Origin of the sequence: Methylophilus sp. 14 (genome assembly GCF_015354345.1) — a bacterium.
Lineage (GTDB): Bacteria > Pseudomonadota > Gammaproteobacteria > Burkholderiales > Methylophilaceae > Methylophilus.
Genome location: NZ_JADKYS010000003.1, coordinates 111081 through 129780, shown reverse-complemented (window position 1 = coordinate 129780; position 18700 = coordinate 111081). Strand labels below are relative to the sequence as shown.

Annotated in this window: 13 protein-coding genes; 4 read left to right on the top strand and 9 right to left on the bottom strand. The window is 51.8% G+C overall.

Translation table 11 applies throughout. The features are described 5' to 3' along the window. Positions 1-28 precede the first annotated feature (28 nt). On the top strand, positions 29-1552 hold the full coding sequence (locus tag INP78_RS08955) for a helicase-related protein (protein ID WP_194741872.1): 1524 nt from the start codon (positions 29-31) through the stop codon (positions 1550-1552). A gap of 619 nt (positions 1553-2171) precedes the next feature. Here INP78_RS08955 and INP78_RS08950 read toward each other — a convergent pair. Together INP78_RS08950 and tsaE are read right to left on the bottom strand one after the other, a co-directional pair. Further along, on the bottom strand, positions 2172-3497 hold the full coding sequence (locus tag INP78_RS08950; RefSeq protein WP_194742182.1) for an N-acetylmuramoyl-L-alanine amidase: 1326 nt from the start codon (positions 3495-3497) through the stop codon (positions 2172-2174). After that, positions 3497-3955, bottom strand: coding sequence for a tRNA (adenosine(37)-N6)-threonylcarbamoyltransferase complex ATPase subunit type 1 TsaE (tsaE, locus tag INP78_RS08945; RefSeq protein WP_194741871.1), 459 nt, complete (start codon positions 3953-3955; stop codon positions 3497-3499). Before tsaE ends, INP78_RS08950 begins: the two co-directional genes overlap by 1 nt. Between tsaE and queG the strand changes: the two genes are divergently transcribed. Next, positions 3954-5054 carry a tRNA epoxyqueuosine(34) reductase QueG gene (queG, locus tag INP78_RS08940; RefSeq protein WP_194741870.1) on the top strand — a complete coding sequence of 367 codons (1101 nt, stop codon included), beginning with the start codon at positions 3954-3956 and terminating at the stop codon, positions 5052-5054. The genes tsaE and queG overlap by 2 nt on opposite strands. On the opposite strand, the gene INP78_RS08935 is transcribed toward queG, so the two are convergent. From INP78_RS08935 to glgC, 4 genes are read right to left on the bottom strand one after another with little or no spacing between them, the layout of a single operon-like run. After that, positions 5051-5980 carry an ROK family protein gene (locus tag INP78_RS08935; RefSeq protein WP_194741869.1) on the bottom strand — a complete coding sequence of 310 codons (930 nt, stop codon included), beginning with the start codon at positions 5978-5980 and terminating at the stop codon, positions 5051-5053. The genes queG and INP78_RS08935 overlap by 4 nt on opposite strands. Next, a complete protein-coding gene (gene malQ / locus INP78_RS08930) occupies positions 5973-7442 on the bottom strand; it encodes a 4-alpha-glucanotransferase (RefSeq protein ID WP_228522767.1) in 1470 nt (489 codons plus the stop codon). Before malQ ends, INP78_RS08935 begins: the two co-directional genes overlap by 8 nt. A gap of 28 nt (positions 7443-7470) precedes the next feature. Beyond that, on the bottom strand, positions 7471-9177 hold the full coding sequence (locus INP78_RS08925; RefSeq protein ID WP_194741867.1) for a glycoside hydrolase family 57 protein: 1707 nt from the start codon (positions 9175-9177) through the stop codon (positions 7471-7473). 43 nt (positions 9178-9220) lie between these two features. After that, complete coding sequence (glgC, locus tag INP78_RS08920; RefSeq protein WP_194741866.1) at positions 9221-10543, bottom strand: glucose-1-phosphate adenylyltransferase; 1323 nt, start codon at positions 10541-10543, stop codon at positions 9221-9223. 217 nt (positions 10544-10760) lie between these two features. On the opposite strand from glgC, the gene glgB reads away from it, so the two are divergent. Beyond that, the gene (glgB, locus tag INP78_RS08915) at positions 10761-12977 is read left to right on the top strand and encodes a 1,4-alpha-glucan branching protein GlgB (RefSeq protein WP_194741865.1); all 2217 of its coding nucleotides are present in this window, start codon (positions 10761-10763) and stop codon (positions 12975-12977) included. Positions 12978-13095: 118 nt separating this feature from the next. Then, positions 13096-14748 (top strand): glucose-6-phosphate isomerase, encoded by a 1653-nt coding sequence (gene pgi, locus INP78_RS08910; protein ID WP_194741864.1) that lies wholly within the window; start codon positions 13096-13098, stop codon positions 14746-14748. Positions 14749-14808: 60 nt separating this feature from the next. Here the strand turns inward: pgi and INP78_RS08905 are convergent, their stop codons facing one another. The 3 genes from INP78_RS08905 to INP78_RS08895 form a co-directional block, all read right to left on the bottom strand. After that, positions 14809-15447, bottom strand: coding sequence for a response regulator transcription factor (locus INP78_RS08905; RefSeq protein ID WP_194741863.1), 639 nt, complete (start codon positions 15445-15447; stop codon positions 14809-14811). A gap of 74 nt (positions 15448-15521) precedes the next feature. Then, positions 15522-16658: a sensor histidine kinase gene (locus tag INP78_RS14715; protein ID WP_194741862.1), complete on the bottom strand. Its 1137-nt coding sequence runs from the start codon at positions 16656-16658 to the stop codon at positions 15522-15524. 92 nt (positions 16659-16750) lie between these two features. Further along, entirely contained in the window at positions 16751-18559 is a 1809-nt protein-coding gene (locus INP78_RS08895) for a GGDEF domain-containing protein (RefSeq protein WP_228522766.1), read from the bottom strand. Positions 18560-18700 lie beyond the last annotated feature (141 nt).

Below are 18700 nucleotides of genomic sequence, written 5' to 3'. Positions count from 1 at the left end.
TTTTACCTGTTTTGCTAGAATGGCTGCTATGTCTCTCGCCGCATTCCAGGATTATTTGTCGCGCTTTAACCTTGCGCGCCAGATGCAACGCCAACTCCACTTCTACGTCGGCCCCACCAACTCCGGCAAAACGTACCAGGCACTGGAAACCCTGCGCCAGGCTGAATCTGGCGTCTACCTGGCGCCATTGCGTTTACTGGCGATGGAAGTGCGTGACCGATTAATGCAGGCAGGTGTGCCGTGTAACTTGGTCACCGGCGAAGAACGCGTGATGGTGCCAGGCGCCAAGCACACAGCCTCTACCATTGAAATGTTACGGCCAGACATGGCGGTAGAGATTGCCGTGATTGATGAAATTCAGATGCTGATGGACCCCGACCGTGGCAGCGCCTGGACGGCTGCCCTGATTGGCGTGCCCGCCAAACAAGTGTTTATCTGCGGCGCCAACAGCGTAACTGCCAGCTGCACCCGCGTGCTGGATGTGCTGGGCGAGCCTTACACCCTCACCCACCTGCAACGTATGACGCCACTGCTGATTGAAGACCACAGCATTTGCGGCGCCCGCTACCACGCAGCTAAATTACATAAAGCCTTGCAGCCGGGCGATGCGATTATTGCCTTTAGCCGCAAAGATGTACTCACCTTAGCGGCACGTATTCGTCAATGGGGCTTGAGTGTGGCCACTATTTACGGTGCGCTGTCACCTGAAGTCCGGCGTGGTGAATCCGCTCGCTTTGCTGGCGGCGAGGCACAAATATTAGTCGCAACGGATGCCATTGGCATGGGGCTCAATCTGCCAATACGGCGGGTTATTTTTGCCAATATCCATAAGTTTGATGGCATCGCCCCGCGTCCGCTCAATGCCACCGAAATGCGCCAGATTGCAGGCCGCGCCGGGCGGCATGGCTTATACGACACCGGCTATGTCACCGTGCTAGAAGATGACGAGCAATGGCATTTGCAAGCCATGTTGCAAGTGGACGATACTGCACCGCTATTCGCACTGCCGATAGCCATTGGCGGCGGCGATATTGAAGCCTTGAGCCAGAAAATACCGACCTGGCGACTGGCCGAATGTGTGGAGTATTTACAAACGCAATATCAACGGCAACCTGGCGCAAGCAGCCTGCAATGGCAAATCACGCCACTGCAACACCAACAGGCCTTACTCATAGACGACGTCGCACCCAAACTCAGCATGCGCGACAAATACCGCCTGATGTGCGCGCCACTGGCGATTCAAGTGCCAACAGCGCGGGATTATTTTGTGCAATGTGTAGAAGCCGTTGCTACACAACAACCACGGGCGTTACCGAAGATGCCGGACTGGCTTAATGGGCAGCAGGCGCAATACCTGGAGCAGGCGGAGCTGATTTGCCAGCATTTGAGTTTATATAGCTGGTTGTCGTATCAATATCCGCAAATTTTTTTGGATAGTGCATTGATTGATGATTCGAGGAAAAGGCTCAATGCTTATATTAGCCGGGCATTGAGGGTGCAGGCGGGGTATGGGAAGACGCAGAGAGAAGCTGAATTGGCTCAGTATCGCTAAATATGCGTTTATTATTAGCTCGAACCATTTATTTCGCCTCTAGGCGAGTCACTTTCTGGTGCTTGTCCCCCAGAAAGTAACCAAAGAGGACGACACCCAGCCATCACGGCCTGACGGCTCCCTTGCGTTGCTCAACAAAATAAGCCGGTCACGAAACTCGCCCTAGCAGCTTGCACACTTCGCAAGCTGCCGCGGAACTCACACAGTCGCTCCCTCTACTCTTATTTTGTTTCCGCTACTCAGCGTGATGGAATGGGATTATTCTCGCCAAACTGGCACTTCCTAAATTGGGACGGTTTAAAAAAATCACTTCTTAAAATCACAAACCGTTGCGCTCAGTAGGTGTTCGGGGTCCCCATCTGCCGCGCCGAGTAGCGGAAACAAAATAAGGAAGAAGGGAGCGACTGTTCGAATCCCGCAGTAGCTCACGTTATGTGTGAGCTACCAGGTTGAGTTTCGTGACCGCTTATTTTGACGAGCAACGCAGGGAAAAAGCGGAAGCTGGGGTGCATTTCTTTTGGTTACTTATTCTTTGTGCAAGCAAAGAAAAGTAACTCGCCGTAAGGGCGAAAAACACTCTATCAATAATCGAATTACCTTTCCAAACGATCCCTACAACTTATTTCTTAGCAAACGAAGGATTCGTCGCCACATACGACTTCACGCCCGTCAAAATTGCATTCACCAACTTATCCTGATAACCGTCATCATTCAACCTAGCTTCTTCATCCGGATTACTGATAAACGCAGTCTCCACCAAAATCGATGGAATATCCGGCGATTTGAGTACCGCGAACGCCGCCTGTTCGACGTATTTGGAATGCAGGGTATTGATTTTGGCAATACGTCCCAACACTGCCTTACCCATGCGGATACTGTCATGGATGGTTGCGGTTTGCGATAAGTCGAGCAGCGTGCGCGCCAAATCCATATCGCGCGTATCCAGTGATACACCACCGATCAAGTCCACCGCGTTTTCCTTTTTCGCCAGGTAGCGCGCGCCAGCACTGGTGGCGCCGCGTTCGGAGAGCGCAAACACTGAGGAGCCTTTGGCGGTGCTATTCACAAACGAATCGGCGTGGATAGAAATAAACAGGTCGGCTTTGGCGGCACGGGCTTTTTTGACGCGATCGCCTAGTGGTACGAAATAGTCACCGTCACGAATCAGGATGGCTTGCATATTATCTTCGGCGTCAATCTGTTGCTTAAGCTTACGCGCAATCGCCAACGTGATATTTTTCTCATGGCTACCGTTGGCGCCTCTTGCACCCGGGTCTTCACCACCGTGACCGGCATCGACAGCAATGGTAATCAGTTTTTGGCCGGGCTTGGCTTGTTTCGGTTTATCGGCGACGGTCGGCTTATCCGTATTTGCCGCAGGTGCTTCACTGGCAGGCTCTTTGATGGTCGCTGGCGGTGTTGCCGGTTCGGCTGGTTTGTCATCACTATTGGCTGGCGGGACGTCCTGCAATTGCTTGGATGGCGTTAATACCGGCGTCGCGACAGCAGGCTCTGCACTGTTGGTTGAGGTAGCGGTGGCGGTGGCGGGCGCAATGCTGATTGCCAGGCGCTGTTGCGAGCTCCCTGCATTCATATCAGTCACCAGCGGTTTGATGTCTGACTTGATATCGAATACCAAACGCGTGGTATGTTCAGTAAAGGGTGCGATGCGGATTTTGGACAGGTAAGGATGTTGCGCATCGAGTTGAAATGGCAAGGCTTTAAGCGTCGGGCTAATCGCCACCGCATCCATATCAATCACCACGCGGAACGGGTTATCTAGCGTGAATACACGGTATTTCACCTGCTGGTCTAACAGCAACTCAACCTGCACCTGGCTGCCATGTTGTTGCAGATTAGCCAGAATCACTTCGGCAGCTTGCACCACACTGCTAACGACTGAGAGCAAGGCTGTGAGCAGCCATAAGGGTAAAGTATTGCGGATTACTGGCATAGTCCTTCCAACGCCAGCGCGTGCTGACTGGTGATATGCAGCACGCGTCCGTGCGGCAAAATATCAAATCGAATTTCTATATCGGCTTGCGGCAGCACCTGCTCGGCGCGTTCCGGCCACTCCACCAGGCAAATACTGCTGGCATTGAAATAGTCCCTGAATCCGGCGGCTTCCCACTCTTCGGGGTCCTGAAAGCGATACAGGTCAAAATGGTAACATGAAGCGATAGCCAGATTGTATGGCTCAACAATAGTATAGGTCGGGCTTTTGACCTTGCCGACATGGCCTAGCGCGTGCAAAATGCCGCGTATCAAGGTGGTTTTGCCCGCGCCCAAATCACCATGCAGGTAAATCACCTGCCCCGGTCTCAATTGCGTCGCCAACACTTCTGCGGCATGCACAGTCGCTGCTTCGTCTTTTAAAATCTGTGTAGAATACGTTTCTGTCATGTCACATCAATCACATCCCGCCCCCATTCAGTTGCCTGATGACCAAGCCGCCGCACACATGGCTGCGACCATCAAAGGCTGGGCGCGAGAACTGGGGTTTGGCAATATCGGCATCACAGATACCGACCTCTCTGCCGCTGAACCGGAGTTTTTAAACTGGCTTGCCAAACAATACCATGGCGACATGGATTATATGGCAAAACATGGCACCAAGCGAAGCCGACCGGCAGAATTGGTGCCTGGGACGCTGCGCGTGATCTCGGTCAACCTGAATTACCTGCCTGAAGAAGCTGCCGATGGCTGGCAGATACTGGAAAGCCCGGACAAAGCCTATGTGGCCCGCTATGCCATGGGACGCGATTACCACAAGGTGATGCGGCAAAAGTTACAGCAACTATGTACGCGTATCACCGACACCTATGGCAGTTTTGAATACCGCGTGTTTGCCGACAGCGCGCCAGTGCTGGAGGTCGCCCTGGCGACCAAGGCAGGCGTGGGTTGGCGTGGCAAGCATACCCTGCTGCTGAATCGCCAGCAGGGCTCATGGTTTTTCCTCGGCGAGATTTATACCAACCTGCCGTTACCTATAGACCCACCTACCACTGCACATTGTGGCAGTTGCTCAGCCTGCATCGACATTTGTCCTACCCGCGCCATTGTCGCGCCTTATGAGCTGGATGCCAGACGTTGTATTTCATACCTGACCATTGAACACAAAGGCAGCATCCCACTGGAGTTACGGCCACTGATAGGCAACCGTGTGTATGGCTGTGACGATTGCCAGCTGATTTGCCCGTGGAACAAGTTTGCCGTCAACAGCCAGGAAAGTGATTTTGCCGTGCGCAACGGACTGGATAGTAATGACCTTGTGGATTGTTTTGCCTGGACAGAGGCTGAATTTCAAGAGCGCATGGCCGGGAGTGCGATTTACCGCATAGGCTATACCCAATGGTTACGTAATGTTGCTGTTGGGCTAGGTAATGCCCCTAGCTCCACAACCGTGATTGCCGCCTTAGAGGCACGGCAACATGATAGTCACGAGCTGGTACGCGAGCATGTTGCCTGGGCACTGGCGCAACATGTGCACAAAGCGGCCTAAGCGGCCAACAAGGCGGCACCCAGCATGCCAGCCACATCACCAGAACGGGTGATATGCACCTTGATTTTACCGCGCAACACCGGAATCAAGTCGTGCTCCAGCCGCTGATGAAACGCCGCTGACATCAATGACCAAGCTGCCGCCACACCGCCGCCAATCAGCACATTTTCTACGTCCACCACTTTAAGCACACTGGCCAACATTTGTGCCAGTTTACTGCCAGCATCGGCATAAACAGTCTGTGCATCAATATCGCCACTATCCGCAGCCTGAGCGATGTCACGCGCTGTGCGTGTTTGCCCGGTCAGATCCGCATAGGCCTGACTGATGCCCGTGGCAGACGCATATTGCTCAACGCAACCATGATTGCCACAGCCGCATAAGCGGCCTTCTGGGACGACGATAATATGGCCCGCCTCCAAGGCGTAACCATGGTGTCCGGCCCACACTTGACCGTTCACCACCAGCCCGGCACCGACGCCAGTGCCCAAACCGACATAGAGTAAACCACCGGCTGGCTGGCCTAGTTGACAATACTCACCATAAGCGGCGGCGTTAGCGTCGTTTTCAACCCGTACGTTCACGCCCAGCAAGCCCGAAAGATCGTGGCCAAGATTCACCTCTCTCAGCCCAGGCAAATTAGGCGATTGCGCCAGCACGCCTGTGTTGGGGTCAATAAATCCGGGGAAACCAATCCCTATGGCGGCAATACCAGTATATTTATCTAGTAAAGGCTGAATAGCCTCTGCCGTTACCTGCAAAATGGTTTGCCAGGCTTGTGTAGGCGGATATTGTTTGCAAATGGCAGAATAATTGGCCTGAAAACGCGTCTCTTCAACCAGCGCCAGATCAGAAAACACACCCAGACGTAAATTCGTCCCGCCGACATCCAACCCCAAACGGTACACAGCACTTGCTTCAGGCATGCACGCGATCACTTTCTTCTACTAATTGTCTGAAAGACTGCAGTTTATCATCGCTTAACTGTGCCCATTGCATGCGCCAGGCCCAATTGCCTTCTATGGTGCCGGGGGTGTTCATGCGCGACTGGCTGTCTAGTGCCAGAATATCCTGCATGGGCACAATCGCCAGGCTGGCAACGCTATGAAAAGTGAGTTGCATCAATGCCATAGGCATGTCTGCCGATGCATGATCAGAATGCTGGTTTAAATAATGCTGCACATGGTTGCGCACATGCTCTGGCGCGCTTTGATACCAGCCTAGCGTGGTGTCGTTATCGTGGGTGCCGGTATAAGCGACACTGTTTTCTTCAATATTTTCAGGCAAATAAGGATTATCCTCACCGCCCCCAAACGCGAATTGCAGGATTTTCATGCCGGGTAAATCAAATGCATGGCGTAAGGCATCGACTTCATCCGTGATGATGCCCAAATCTTCAGCCACCAGGCTCAGGTGTGGAAATGTCTCGGTCATCGCTTGCAGCAAGGCATGCCCAGGGGCTTCCTGCCAAGTGCCGTTGATGGCAGTGGGTTCGAGTGCCGGAATCTCCCAGGCGGCCTGTAAACCGCGGAAATGGTCGATACGCAATACATCAAACAATTGCGCCTGGGTATCAATCCGCCCCAGCCACCAGGCAAAACCATCCTCTTGCATCACCTGCCAGTCATAGTGCGGGTTGCCCCAGCGCTGGCCGGTTTCAGAGAAATAATCGGGCGGCACCCCGGCCACGACGGTCATATTGAGCTCAGCATCCAGCTTAAACCACTCGGGATGCGCCCACACATCTACACTATCGTAAGCAACAAAAATCGGGATATCGCCAAACAGCTTGATGCCACGCTGGTTGGCATAGGATTTAAGTTGCGCCCATTGCTGAAAAAACACGTATTGGGTGAATTTAATCAATGTCAGCTGTTCCTGGTGCGCAGCGGTAAAGGCCTGCAAAGCCAGCACATCATGTAACCGATACGCCTCCGGCCATTGCTGCCAGCTTTGCTGATTATGCTGCTCGCGCAAACTTAAAAACAAGGCAAAATCTTCTAACCAGTAATGCTGTGTCTGGCAAAACCGGGCGAAGCCTGGCCAGCTAAAACTGCGGCCATCGGTTTTAGATGCGTTGCTGCCAGACTGCACACGTGACATGATTTTGGCCATTAACGACGGCAATGGCAGATCAACTTCATCAGGCTGGCACCAGCCCTCTTGCAGCAATTGCCTGGGGCTGATCATGCCAGTATGACCTGCATGTGCCGACACGCTTTGGTAAGGAGACTGGTCTCCATGTGGCTGGTTGACTGGCAAGGTTTGCCAGATGCTGACGCCCATTTCCACCAGTTTATCGACGAAACGATAAGCATCCGGGCCAAGGTTGCCTTCAGGTAACGAGGTGATATGCAGCAGCACACCTGCTTGTCTAGCTTGTGTCATGAGATTGGCATTCAGAAAATAAAATCGGTCAGGACTGCCCGCGACGCATGGTGCCTGCATTTTCGGCGTCACCGCCACCCAGGCTGATGGGTTGCGACAAATGCGCGGGCGGCGCCAGGCCCAGCAACTGATAGAGGTTGCTCAGGTTGCGGCGGTATAGCTGGTCAAAACTTTGTACGCTCTGCGCATTGTTATAGTCGCCGAACCACCAGAACCAGTCCGAGCCTTCACACAGCGCCAGTTGTTGCTGGCATTTCTCTTTGGCAGTGGCAGACAATTCATGCACATGCTGGTCATATTGCCGTTTGGCTTCACACAGCAAATCCCAGGCGCGGTTTTTCGCCACTTCACCTATCCAGGTACTAAATGTGCCATACACCCAACTCCCGGCACAAATATCATTGAGCAACCTGGGCTCTGGCAATTGCTTCGCTTGCTGCATGACCAGCACATCACTAAACGTGGTCATCTGGATAGCATCATGCGTCGCCAGGGCCTGGTAAAGCTCCTGCAAAAAGTAAAAACCGTTGTAAGGATAATATTCCCAGGCATTTTCGCCATCCAGAATCACACTCACCACCGGCGTCTGATCTTCGCTGTTGGCAAGAATATGCTCCAGCGACTGCACAAAATCATGCACGGCTTCACTGGCATATTGCTTGGAATACTCAAAACCGATTTTGTCTGACAGATGGTCATCGCGGAAAAAGCACACAATGTCTTGCTGACCATTAGTCACCTTATAGGGCTGATAGAGATAGTCTTGAGCCTGCTCATGTGCCAAGCCTAATTTGCGCAGGCTATTGGCCAGTACGCCTTGCCCAGTGGCGGCCCAAGCCACCCCCTCCTCGGCGAGCAACGATAGTGCAGCATGTGAAACAGCCCCTTCGGCAGGCCACATGCCAGCTGCTTTTTGACCAAAGATTTCTTCATGATAACGCTGGGCGGCCTCCACATGCGCAATCGCCCGTGTATAGCCATCCGGGTAATTCGACGAATGCGGCAAAGGCGCCTCTGGCATGGCATCACGTGTACTTTTCAAGTCAATCAGCAAAGGCAAAATCGGATGGTAATAAGGCGTGGTAGACATCTCGATCTGGCCTTTTGCCAACAAGGCCTGGTAGCGCGGCAAAATCCCTTGCAGGGTTTCGCTAATCACACCTAGCAATGCCTGGCGGTCCTGTAGCGTAAACAGCAAGCCTTTTTGCATGAGTGCCTGCACAGTCTTGTTTTTGCGCCGCAAACCCTCGCCCGTCCAGGCCAGGTGGTACCAGACCAGCAAATCGGCCTTGTATTGCGCAGACAGGTAATGGAACTGGCCATTTTGCATAATCGGCGCCACCAGTTCATATAACTTCAGCAGGCGCTGGTAATGCGGAAACGGGCTCAGCATTTTTTCATGGTGCGCTTTAAAGCAGCTATCCACGATGAGCTGGCATTCAGCATCGGTAATATTGTCGAGGTCGGGATTGGCCAGTAAGCGCAACAAGGGGTCGCGCCATTCACCAGCACGCGACTGCTCGGCATAATCCTGTAATTGCTCGACCAAAATAGGCACAAAATTGAAACTCACCCTGGCCGCCTTGTTCTGCTCCAGGTGATAAGCCATATCGCTATAGTCTTTGAGTGCGTGCAGGTAGGTCCACGGCAGCACATATTCGCCGGTGACCAAGTCGCGATAGTCAGGTTGATGCATGTGCCAATACAGATTCAACAACAATTTTTTATCGGACATCCCTCAACCTCTTTTCCATCGTTACCTCACTCTAAGATTGACACTACTTCACACGGTACAAATCCTGTCCCAACATGTCTGGCGTCACCAACACGATGCCTTTTTCCGACACATAAAAGCGTTTTCTGTCGCGTTCCAGGTCCACACCAATATGCATGCCAGCCGGGATCTCGCAACCACGGTCAATCACCGCATTGCGCATGACGACACCTTCATTAATCTTCACTTTGGGCAACACAACCGCGCCATCCAGGTCAGAATAATCAGCGACATGCACACCCGAGAACAACACCGAGTTTGAAACACATGAGCCGCTGATCAGGCAACCGCCAGACACCAGTGAATCCGTCGCCTTGCCGGTACGGCCTTCGTCTTTAAACACAAATTTAGCCGGTGGTAATTGCTCCTGGTAAGTCCAGATAGGCCAATCACTGTCATACAGGTTAAGCTCAGGAATCACCTTGGTCAGCTCCATATTGGCTTCCCAGTAAGCATCGATGGTACCGACATCGCGCCAATAATAATTATCACTTTGCGCGCCCACGCAGCTATCGACAAAACGGTGCGCCTGCACTTTATATTTTTTGATGATGTAAGGGATAATATCCTGGCCGAAATCATGGTTAGATTTACGGTCATAAGCATCCCTGATTAATTGCTCATAGAGAAACTTGGCGTTAAACACATAAATACCCATACTGGCAAAGGCCACGTCAGGGTTATTCGGCGTCGGCTTGGGATTGGCCGGTTTTTCGTCAAACGCCACCACGCGGTCTGTGCTATCTACCTCCAGCACGCCAAAGCCTTTGGCATCTTCTAGTGGCACATTAATGCAGGCAATGGTCATATCCGCATTGCTGCGCGCGTGGGTTGCCAACATTTTGCCGTAGTCCATTTTATAAATATGGTCACCTGCGAGCACCAAAATGTATTCGCCACCATTCTCGCGCAACAAATCGATGTTTTGGTATACGGCATCTGCCGTACCTTTGTACCACTCTTCTCCTAAGCGTTGCTGCGCCGGGATGATGTTGACGTACTCATTAAACTCACCGCGCAAGAAGCCCCAGCCACGCTGTACGTGCTGAATCAGGCTTTGTGCCTTGTATTGCGTGGCAACATTGATGCGGCGGATGCCAGAGTTAATGCAATTAGAAAGCGGGAAATCGATAATGCGGAACTTGCCGCCAAACTGCACTGCAGGCTTCGCTCGCCAATCAGTCAGGTTTTTCAAGCGGCTACCGCGGCCACCGGCCAGGATAATCGCGACGGTATTTTTGGTCAGGTTACTGATAAAGCGGTCAGAAGGACGTTCTTGCCGCCGGTTGCTTTTACGACGTTCGATAAACTCTGCTGCTTGAGACATGATGCTGTTCCTGTTTTTCTGATCCTGAAAATCAGCCCGAAGTCATGCGCAGCGATGTGAGTTTCGGTAGAGACGACACAACGCTTGGTAACCGCAGGTCCGACACCCACAGTCTGCATGATAATTCGGGTAAAGACAACGATATTTTCAGTGATAAATGACGTAAATCTTAACTTTTTTTGATAGGATTGAGGCTAGTCAAATGGACATTGCTAGCATGACAGTCAAACCTTCAGCCACCCACCATCCAGACACCTTGCACCTGCAGCGTATTCTAGACGCGACGCATCACAACCCTTTTGAATACCTGGGTGTGCACGCAGATAGCCAGCAAAATACATGGCATGTGCGCGTTTTTCTACCGAATGCCGAAAAGGTGTGGGTCAGGATTAATGATGCCTGGCAGGCCATGACACTCAAGCATCCACAAGGCCTGTTTCTTTACACATCAACCACAGCTGTCAACACGCCTGCCCATCTCAAAATACAGCCGCATAAACACACTGACAGTTATGAAACTGTCGACACCTACAGCTTAGGCAGCACGCTATCTGCAGATGACCTGCACCTGTTTGCCGAAGGCAGGTTATTTGAGGCTTACAATACGCTGGGGGCCATCCCCATGACGGTCAACGATGTGCCTGGCGTCAGGTTTGCAGTCTGGGCCCCCAATGCCGAGCGTGTCAGCGTCGTTGGCAGCTTTAACCAGTGGGATGGCCGCGTACATGCCATGCGTGTACTCGGTAGTAGCGGCGTGTGGGAACTGTTTATTCCGCATCTGACCGAGCACGATTTATACAAATTTGAAATCCGCAATCGCGAACATGGCTATGTCATGGTCAAAGCGGACCCGTATGGCAAGGCCTTTGAAGCCAGGCCAGGTACCGCCAACCGCATTTGCCAGAGCCATTACACCTGGCAGGATGACACGTGGCAGCAACAACGCCAGCAGCGGGACTGGCTGCATGCGCCTTTTAACTGTTACGAAGTACACTTGGGGAGCTGGCAACGTGACCGCAATGGCCATTTCCTGAGCTACCGCGCCATGGCAGATGCATTGATTCCGCACCTGACCGACATGGGCTACACCCATATCGAACTACTGCCCATTGCCGAGCATCCACTCAACGAATCCTGGGGCTACCAGGTCACCGGATATTTTGCACCCACCCAGCGCTACGGCAGCCCGGATGATTTAAAGTATTTTATTGATCGCTGTCATGCGGCTAATATCGGCGTGATTCTTGACTGGGTGCCCGGGCACTTCCCTAAAGATGACTGGGCGCTGGCGCGTTTTGACGGTACGGCCTTGTATGAACATGCTGACCCCAGACTGGGCGAACACATGGACTGGGGCACCTATATTTTCAATTACGGCCGCAATGAAGTGCGTAGCTTTTTGCTGAGTAACGCCTATTACTGGCTGCAAGAGTTTCATATTGACGGCTTGCGCGTGGATGCAGTGGCGTCCATGCTCTATCTGGACTACTCGCGCAAAGACGGCGAATGGCTACCTAATGCTTATGGCGGCCGCGAAAACCTGGATGTGATCGAGTTCTTGAAACAGCTCAACATGATGGTAGGTGAACGTTTCCCGGGAGTGCTCACCATTGCGGAAGAGTCGACTGCCTGGCCGGCAGTGTCGCGCCCGGTCTATGCTGGCGGGCTGGGATTCAGCATGAAATGGAACATGGGCTGGATGAACGATGTCTTGACCTATATGCAACTGGATCCAGTCTATCGCCAATATCATCACAACCGCCTGACTTTTGGCCAGATGTACGCTTATTCTGAGAACTTTGTACTACCCTTCTCGCATGATGAAGTGGTGCACGGCAAAAAGTCCCTGCTGGAGAAAATGCCCGGCGATACCTGGCAAAAATTCTCTAACCTGCGCCTGCTGCAAACCATGCAAATGACCATGCCAGGCAAAAAACTTAACTTTATGGGTAACGAGTTTGGTCAAAGCCGTGAATGGAGCGTCAACCAGAGCCTGGACTGGCACTTGCTTGAAGCATCCACCCCTGACCATGCCTTGCACAGGGGCATACAGGCATTAAGCCGTGACCTCAACCAGCTTTATCGCCAGCATCCGGCGCTACACGCGCATGATTTTGACGTGCAAGGCTTTCAATGGATAGATTGCGAGGATGCAGCCCAATCAATATTGAGCTACATCAGACGCGGCAATGACCATAGTTTTGTTATAATAGTGTTAAATTTCACACCAGTACCGCGCCATCAATATCGTTTGGGCGTACCACAATCGGGTTACTATCAGGAAGTGTTAAACAGTGATGCCGCTTGTTATGGTGGTAGCAATTTCGGTAATGGTCATGGCTGTCAAAGCGATCCCGTCCCATGGATGGAACATCCGGCCTCTATTAGCCTTAACTTGCCGCCACTGGCTGGTGTCATACTTCAGTTACAATAGCTGGTTAAACTGGTTGCAAATGCAACCTTGCAGTACAGATTTTGGCAGCGCATGGCACATTTAATGTTTGCGCGCCCTATAAAATTAATTGACTTGAAAACGATAGCAACAACATAACATGGCAAAACTAACCACACACCCGAGCTGGCACGCGCTGAACCAGCATCAAATTGAAATGCGCGATGTTCAAATGCGCGACCTGTTCAAACAAAATCCAAAACGCTTTGAAGAATTTAGCTTAACCGTCGAAGACATCCTGCTCGACTACTCCAAGCACCGTATTACCAAAGAAACTTTGGCCCAGCTGTTCCAGTTGGCGCGTGACTCCAATATCGAACAATGGCGCAGCCGCATGTTTAGCGGCGAAAAAATCAACATCACTGAAAACCGTGCCGTCTTGCACACTGCCCTGCGCAACCGCAGCAACACGCCAGTCCTGGTGGATGGCAAAGATGTGATGCCTGACGTGAATGCCGTTCTGGCACAGATGCGCAGCTTTACCGAGCAGGTGCGTGGTGGCCAATGGACAGGCTTTACCGGCAAACGCATTACTGACATCGTGAATATTGGTATTGGCGGCTCCGACCTTGGCCCGGTGATGGCTTGTGATGCATTAAAGCCTTATGCCAGCCCAGATTTGAAAGCACATTTCGTCTCCAACATTGATGGCGCCCATCTGATGCGCGTGCTGGAGAGCTGCAATCCTGAGACTACGCTGTTTATTGTGGCCTCCAAAACGTTCACCACCCAGGAAACCATGACCAATGCACATTCTGCACGTCGCTGGTTCCTCAATGCGGCCAAACAAGACCAACACGTCGCCAAGCACTTTGTAGCCCTGTCTACCAATGCCACAGCCGTACAAGCGTTCGGTATTGATACCAATAACATGTTCGCCTTCTGGGACTGGGTTGGCGGTCGCTACTCCCTGTGGTCTGCGATTGGCCTGTCTATCGCCCTTTATGTGGGCATGGATAACTTCGAGCAGTTACTGGCCGGTGGTCACGCCATGGACCAGCACTTCCAGACAGCCCCGCTGGAGCAAAACATGCCAGTCATCATGGCCTTGCTCGGTGTCTGGTATAACAACTTCTTCCATGTCGACACCCATGCCATCCTGCCTTACGATCAAGGCATGTCACGCTTTGCCGCTTATTTGCAACAGGCGGATATGGAAAGTAACGGCAAATTTATCTGCCGTGACGGCAGCCGTGTCAGCTATAAAACCGGCCCGGTGATCTGGGGCGAAGCAGGCACCAATGGCCAGCACGCGTTTTACCAGTTGATCCACCAGGGCACCCAAATGGTACCAGCCGACTTCCTGATGCCAGCCAACAGCCACTATAAAGTCGGCAGTCCGGATGACCAGCACCACAAAATTCTGCTGGCGAACTTCCTGGCCCAGACCCAAGCGCTGATGCTGGGTAAAACCCGCGAAGAAGCTCGTGCTGAACTGGAAAAACAAGGCATGAGCGGTGCAGCACTGGAAGACCTGCTGCCACACAAAGTATTTGAAGGTAATCGCCCGACCACCTCTATCGTGTTCAAGCAATTGACGCCTTACACCTTGGGTAAGCTGATCGCGCTGTATGAACATAAAATCTTCGTACAAGGCATCATCTGGGACATCAACAGCTACGACCAGTGGGGCGTGGAATACGGTAAACAAATTGCCAGCCAGATTCTGCCACAGCTGACCACGCCTGATGCCGTCACCAGCTTCGACAGCTCAACCAATGGCTTAATCAATTACGCGAAGAAAATCTCCTAGTAAATTGATTAATAAATAAAAAGGCCTCTTATAGAGGCCTTTTTATTGTGTTTTCAATGATTATACCAACTGGTTTTTAATCGCATAATGCGTGATATCCGCATTGTGTTTCAATTGCATTTTTTCCAGCAAGCGTGCGCGATACATGCTGACAGTCTTCACCGACAAGGCCAGTTTATCGGCAATTTCACTCACCGAATTTCCTGAAGCAATTAACCGCATGACCTGGAACTCGCGATCAGACAACGCCTCGTGTGGCGCCACAGCATGGTCGTTACCGACCTGCTCGGCCAGAATCTCTGCCACATTAGGCGTAATGTATTTTTTGCCTTTGGCCAGTGTGTGAATCGCCGTGAGCAACTCTTCTGACGCCGTATGCTTGCACAGATAGCCAGAGGCACCAGAACGGATGGAACGTACGGCATATTGCTCTTCCATATACATGGACAGCATGAGGATGTTCAACGCCGCATTTTCACGTTTAATCAATTTAAGCGCTTCAATACCGGTTTTGTCCGGCAAGGAAATATCCAGCAGCATGACGTCGGCAGGTGTCTCACGCACGCATTTAATGGCCTGCGCCACATTTTCCGCCTCCCCTACCACTTCAATATCACCACTGGCGATCAATATCTGCTTGATGCCAGAGCGTAAAATGGCGTGGTCATCGACAATAATGACTTTAATTTTTGTATCCAAGCTATTCCCTCAACGTTGCCAATGTGACATTGGTCATTTTATGACTGCGATTGTAAAACGCATCTGCATTTCTGTCACGACGCGATCGCCATGAATGGCGCACGCACATGTATACAAGTACCAGGTCCACTTGATGAGGCCTCTATATGACATTCACCACCCAACGCAGCCGCACGCTCCTGCATGCCGCGCAAACCAAACGAATTAGGTTTGATCTTATCCGCAGGGGCGATGCCCACGCCATTATCAGAAATCGTCATGAACAAGGCTTGGTCCACCAGTGACAACTCGACAGACACCTGGTCCGCCTGCGCATATTTGGCAATATTGGATAGTGCTTCCTGGCAGATACGGAACAGCGCCATAGACTGGTCTGGATCACACTCCAGATCGTGGCAATTGGTCACAAACCTGGCAGTAATGCCTAATTGCTTTTTGAACTGGCTCACCTGCCATTCCAACGCATCCACTAATCCCAGGTCGAGGATATTGGGGCGCAGGTTGCCAGAGATACGATGTACAGCATCAAACGTTTGATTGATGATGGCTTGCAGCATGGTAGCCTGCTCCATGTTGACCTGCTGGCTATCTTCGATTTGCTGAATAATGGTCGACAAACCCAGCTTCATGGCGGTGAGGTTACCGCCCAGGTCATCATGAATCTCACGCGCAATACTGACACGCTCCTGCTCTTTGACCTGGTGAATATGGGCGGTTAGCGCCTGCAAGTCACGCCTGGCCTGCTCGATTTCCTGCTTTTCTTGCTTGCTCTGGCTGATGTTGAGCATAATGCCATCCCACTGCACAGCACCTTGTCCTAAATCCTGCACAGTGGCACGGATATTGACCCATTTCATGTCCTGCCAGTCAGCAATCCAGATTTTACCTTCCCAATCCAGCCGCTTATGCTGCCGGGCCGATTTTTGCAAATTGTGCCTGAACTGGCTGGCGGAGTGCTCCTCCATCGCATTGAACAGCGTTTGCGCATCCTTGAGCAAGGCCGCGGCTGGAATCCCCAATAACGCTTCACAGCCTTCGCTCAAGTAGGTAAAGACTACTTGCGCATCTGCCGTCATATGCATCTGGAACACCAGGCCGGGAATACTGGAAACAATGGCGGAAAACCGGCGTTCGCTTTCGTGTAACGCGTCTTTGACGCTATCCGCCGGCGAGCCCGCAGTGGGAGGAGTATGGAGAACAGGAGTGGTCACATGGCACCTCGATCAAGATGCCGCTTAGCATATCATGACCAGGCGCGACTGGGTATGCCTGCCAGCGCCCGGGTTGACACCTCTTGCCTAACCTAAGGGTTGGCCTGCAGGTCAACCTCAGTCATGACACGGTTTTTACCACGTTTTTTGGCCAGGTACATGGCCTGGTCAGCGCGTGACAGAATGGAATTGACGTCATCTTCAGTCTTGAACAAGGCCACCCCGGCGCTAAAGGTAATCAGCAGCTTCTGGTTATTGCCGAGAAAATACTCCTTGGTCAGCGCACGTTGTAAACGGCTCATCGTCACCACAGCTTCTTCAAGGTTAGTATTCGGCAAGATGACCACAAACTCTTCCCCGCCCATCCTGGTGACGATATCGGTCGGCCGGACAGCACGTTTCACCACACCAGCCAGGTGTTTAAGTGCAGAGTCGCCAGCCGCATGCCCATGCTGGTCATTCAGCATTTTAAAATTATCGATATCCAACAAAGCAATACTCAACAATTCACCACTGCGGCGATAACGGGCAATCTCCGTGCTAAACGCTTCGTCCATGCCTCGGCGGTTGAGCACGCCCGTCAACTGGTCGATACGTACCACTTCACTCAACTGCTGCAACTCTTCCTGCAGTTTTTCCATGCGTTGCTGAGTATCCACTGCCACGCGTTGCTGATTGAGCAAATCATCATGTGAGCGCATGATATCGGTCTGCATCACCGAGGTATCACGCATCAAATGATTGACCAGTTCGTTGATTTTAATCAGGTCATCTGTCTGCGACAGCTCCTGGGCATAGCTCTCAATCTTGCCGCTGTAGAGCTCACTCGCTTCACCCATGTATTTCAGCTTATCAATAAAGGTACTGATCAAGGTTTTAAACGAGTTTCTGGCCTCAACCAGGCTATGTTTGACCAGGCCCTGCTTGTAAACCACTTCTTTCAGGCTTTTTTCCGCCTGTTTGAGTTTGGCGCGATCAAGCGGGCCGCTGATAATCGATTGCACAGCATAGACCTGGCCACTCAACCAACTGTCTTCAGCCACCAGTTCGCCAATATTCGATAGCAGCAAATGCAGCAAATCAATAATGTCCCCACGGACATCGTCTTCTTTGGCACCAATCACTTCCACGCGCATCAACAAAGCCTTGAGTGCTTTGGCCAAGGCCTCCCACTCTTTCAACTTTTTGGCGCGCTCAGTACTTTCCTGCAGAGCGACGGCCTCTGTTTGCAAGTCAGGGTAGCCCTCCAGGCGTGGGATTAACCCCAACTGCAAGGTCTGTTTGAGCAAGGTTTGTAAAATGGTAAACGCACCATGAAACTGCTGCACATCCGCCGGCAATGTCTCTGTATTGGTCGATTCAACGGCTGCGGCTGGTGTGGCGGCATCAGAAATATCTGTTAACTGAATGCCATCACCACCTCCGCCACCCGGCAACCAGTGATTGGCCATGCCGATCAGCTTGTCAGACAAAGATTCATCATTACCAAAATTAATCAGCACGCGCTCCAGCGTTTCGCGCTTTCTGGCAACATCGACACCACTGCGTTTGTCATCCCAGGCCTGTAACAAGGTGCGGATCGCTTTGGGCCATTTGGTAGAATGACTTAACTGCTGCTGCATGGATTCCGTCAGCAACTCACCCAAGCCCTGCCAGTTATCCTGTTTGAGCAGTTTTTCCCAGCGGTTAATCCAGTTGGTCTGCTCCAGCGTATCATGTGGTAGTTGCTTGAGTGCTTTGCGTAATGCGCTGGCCGCATCTTCTTTGGCCGGTTTACCCGCAATCTCAAAATAAATTTGCGTGTAATTATCCGGCGTCGGCTCTACACGGCGAACAGCCATTTGTTTAATGGTTTCACGTGCAATTTCCGAAGCGGTCATCGAAGGTTTATTCGCTGCCATAGTCAGTCAAGTCATTCACAGTTGGAAAATATGGCTTATTATGCAGCGAAAAATAGAGGCCTGATGCCACTATAAGAAGGTAGATTATTGGTCATTTCCGGCACTTGAAAGTAGCGGCTTGCTACGCCAGCCAGATTGCAA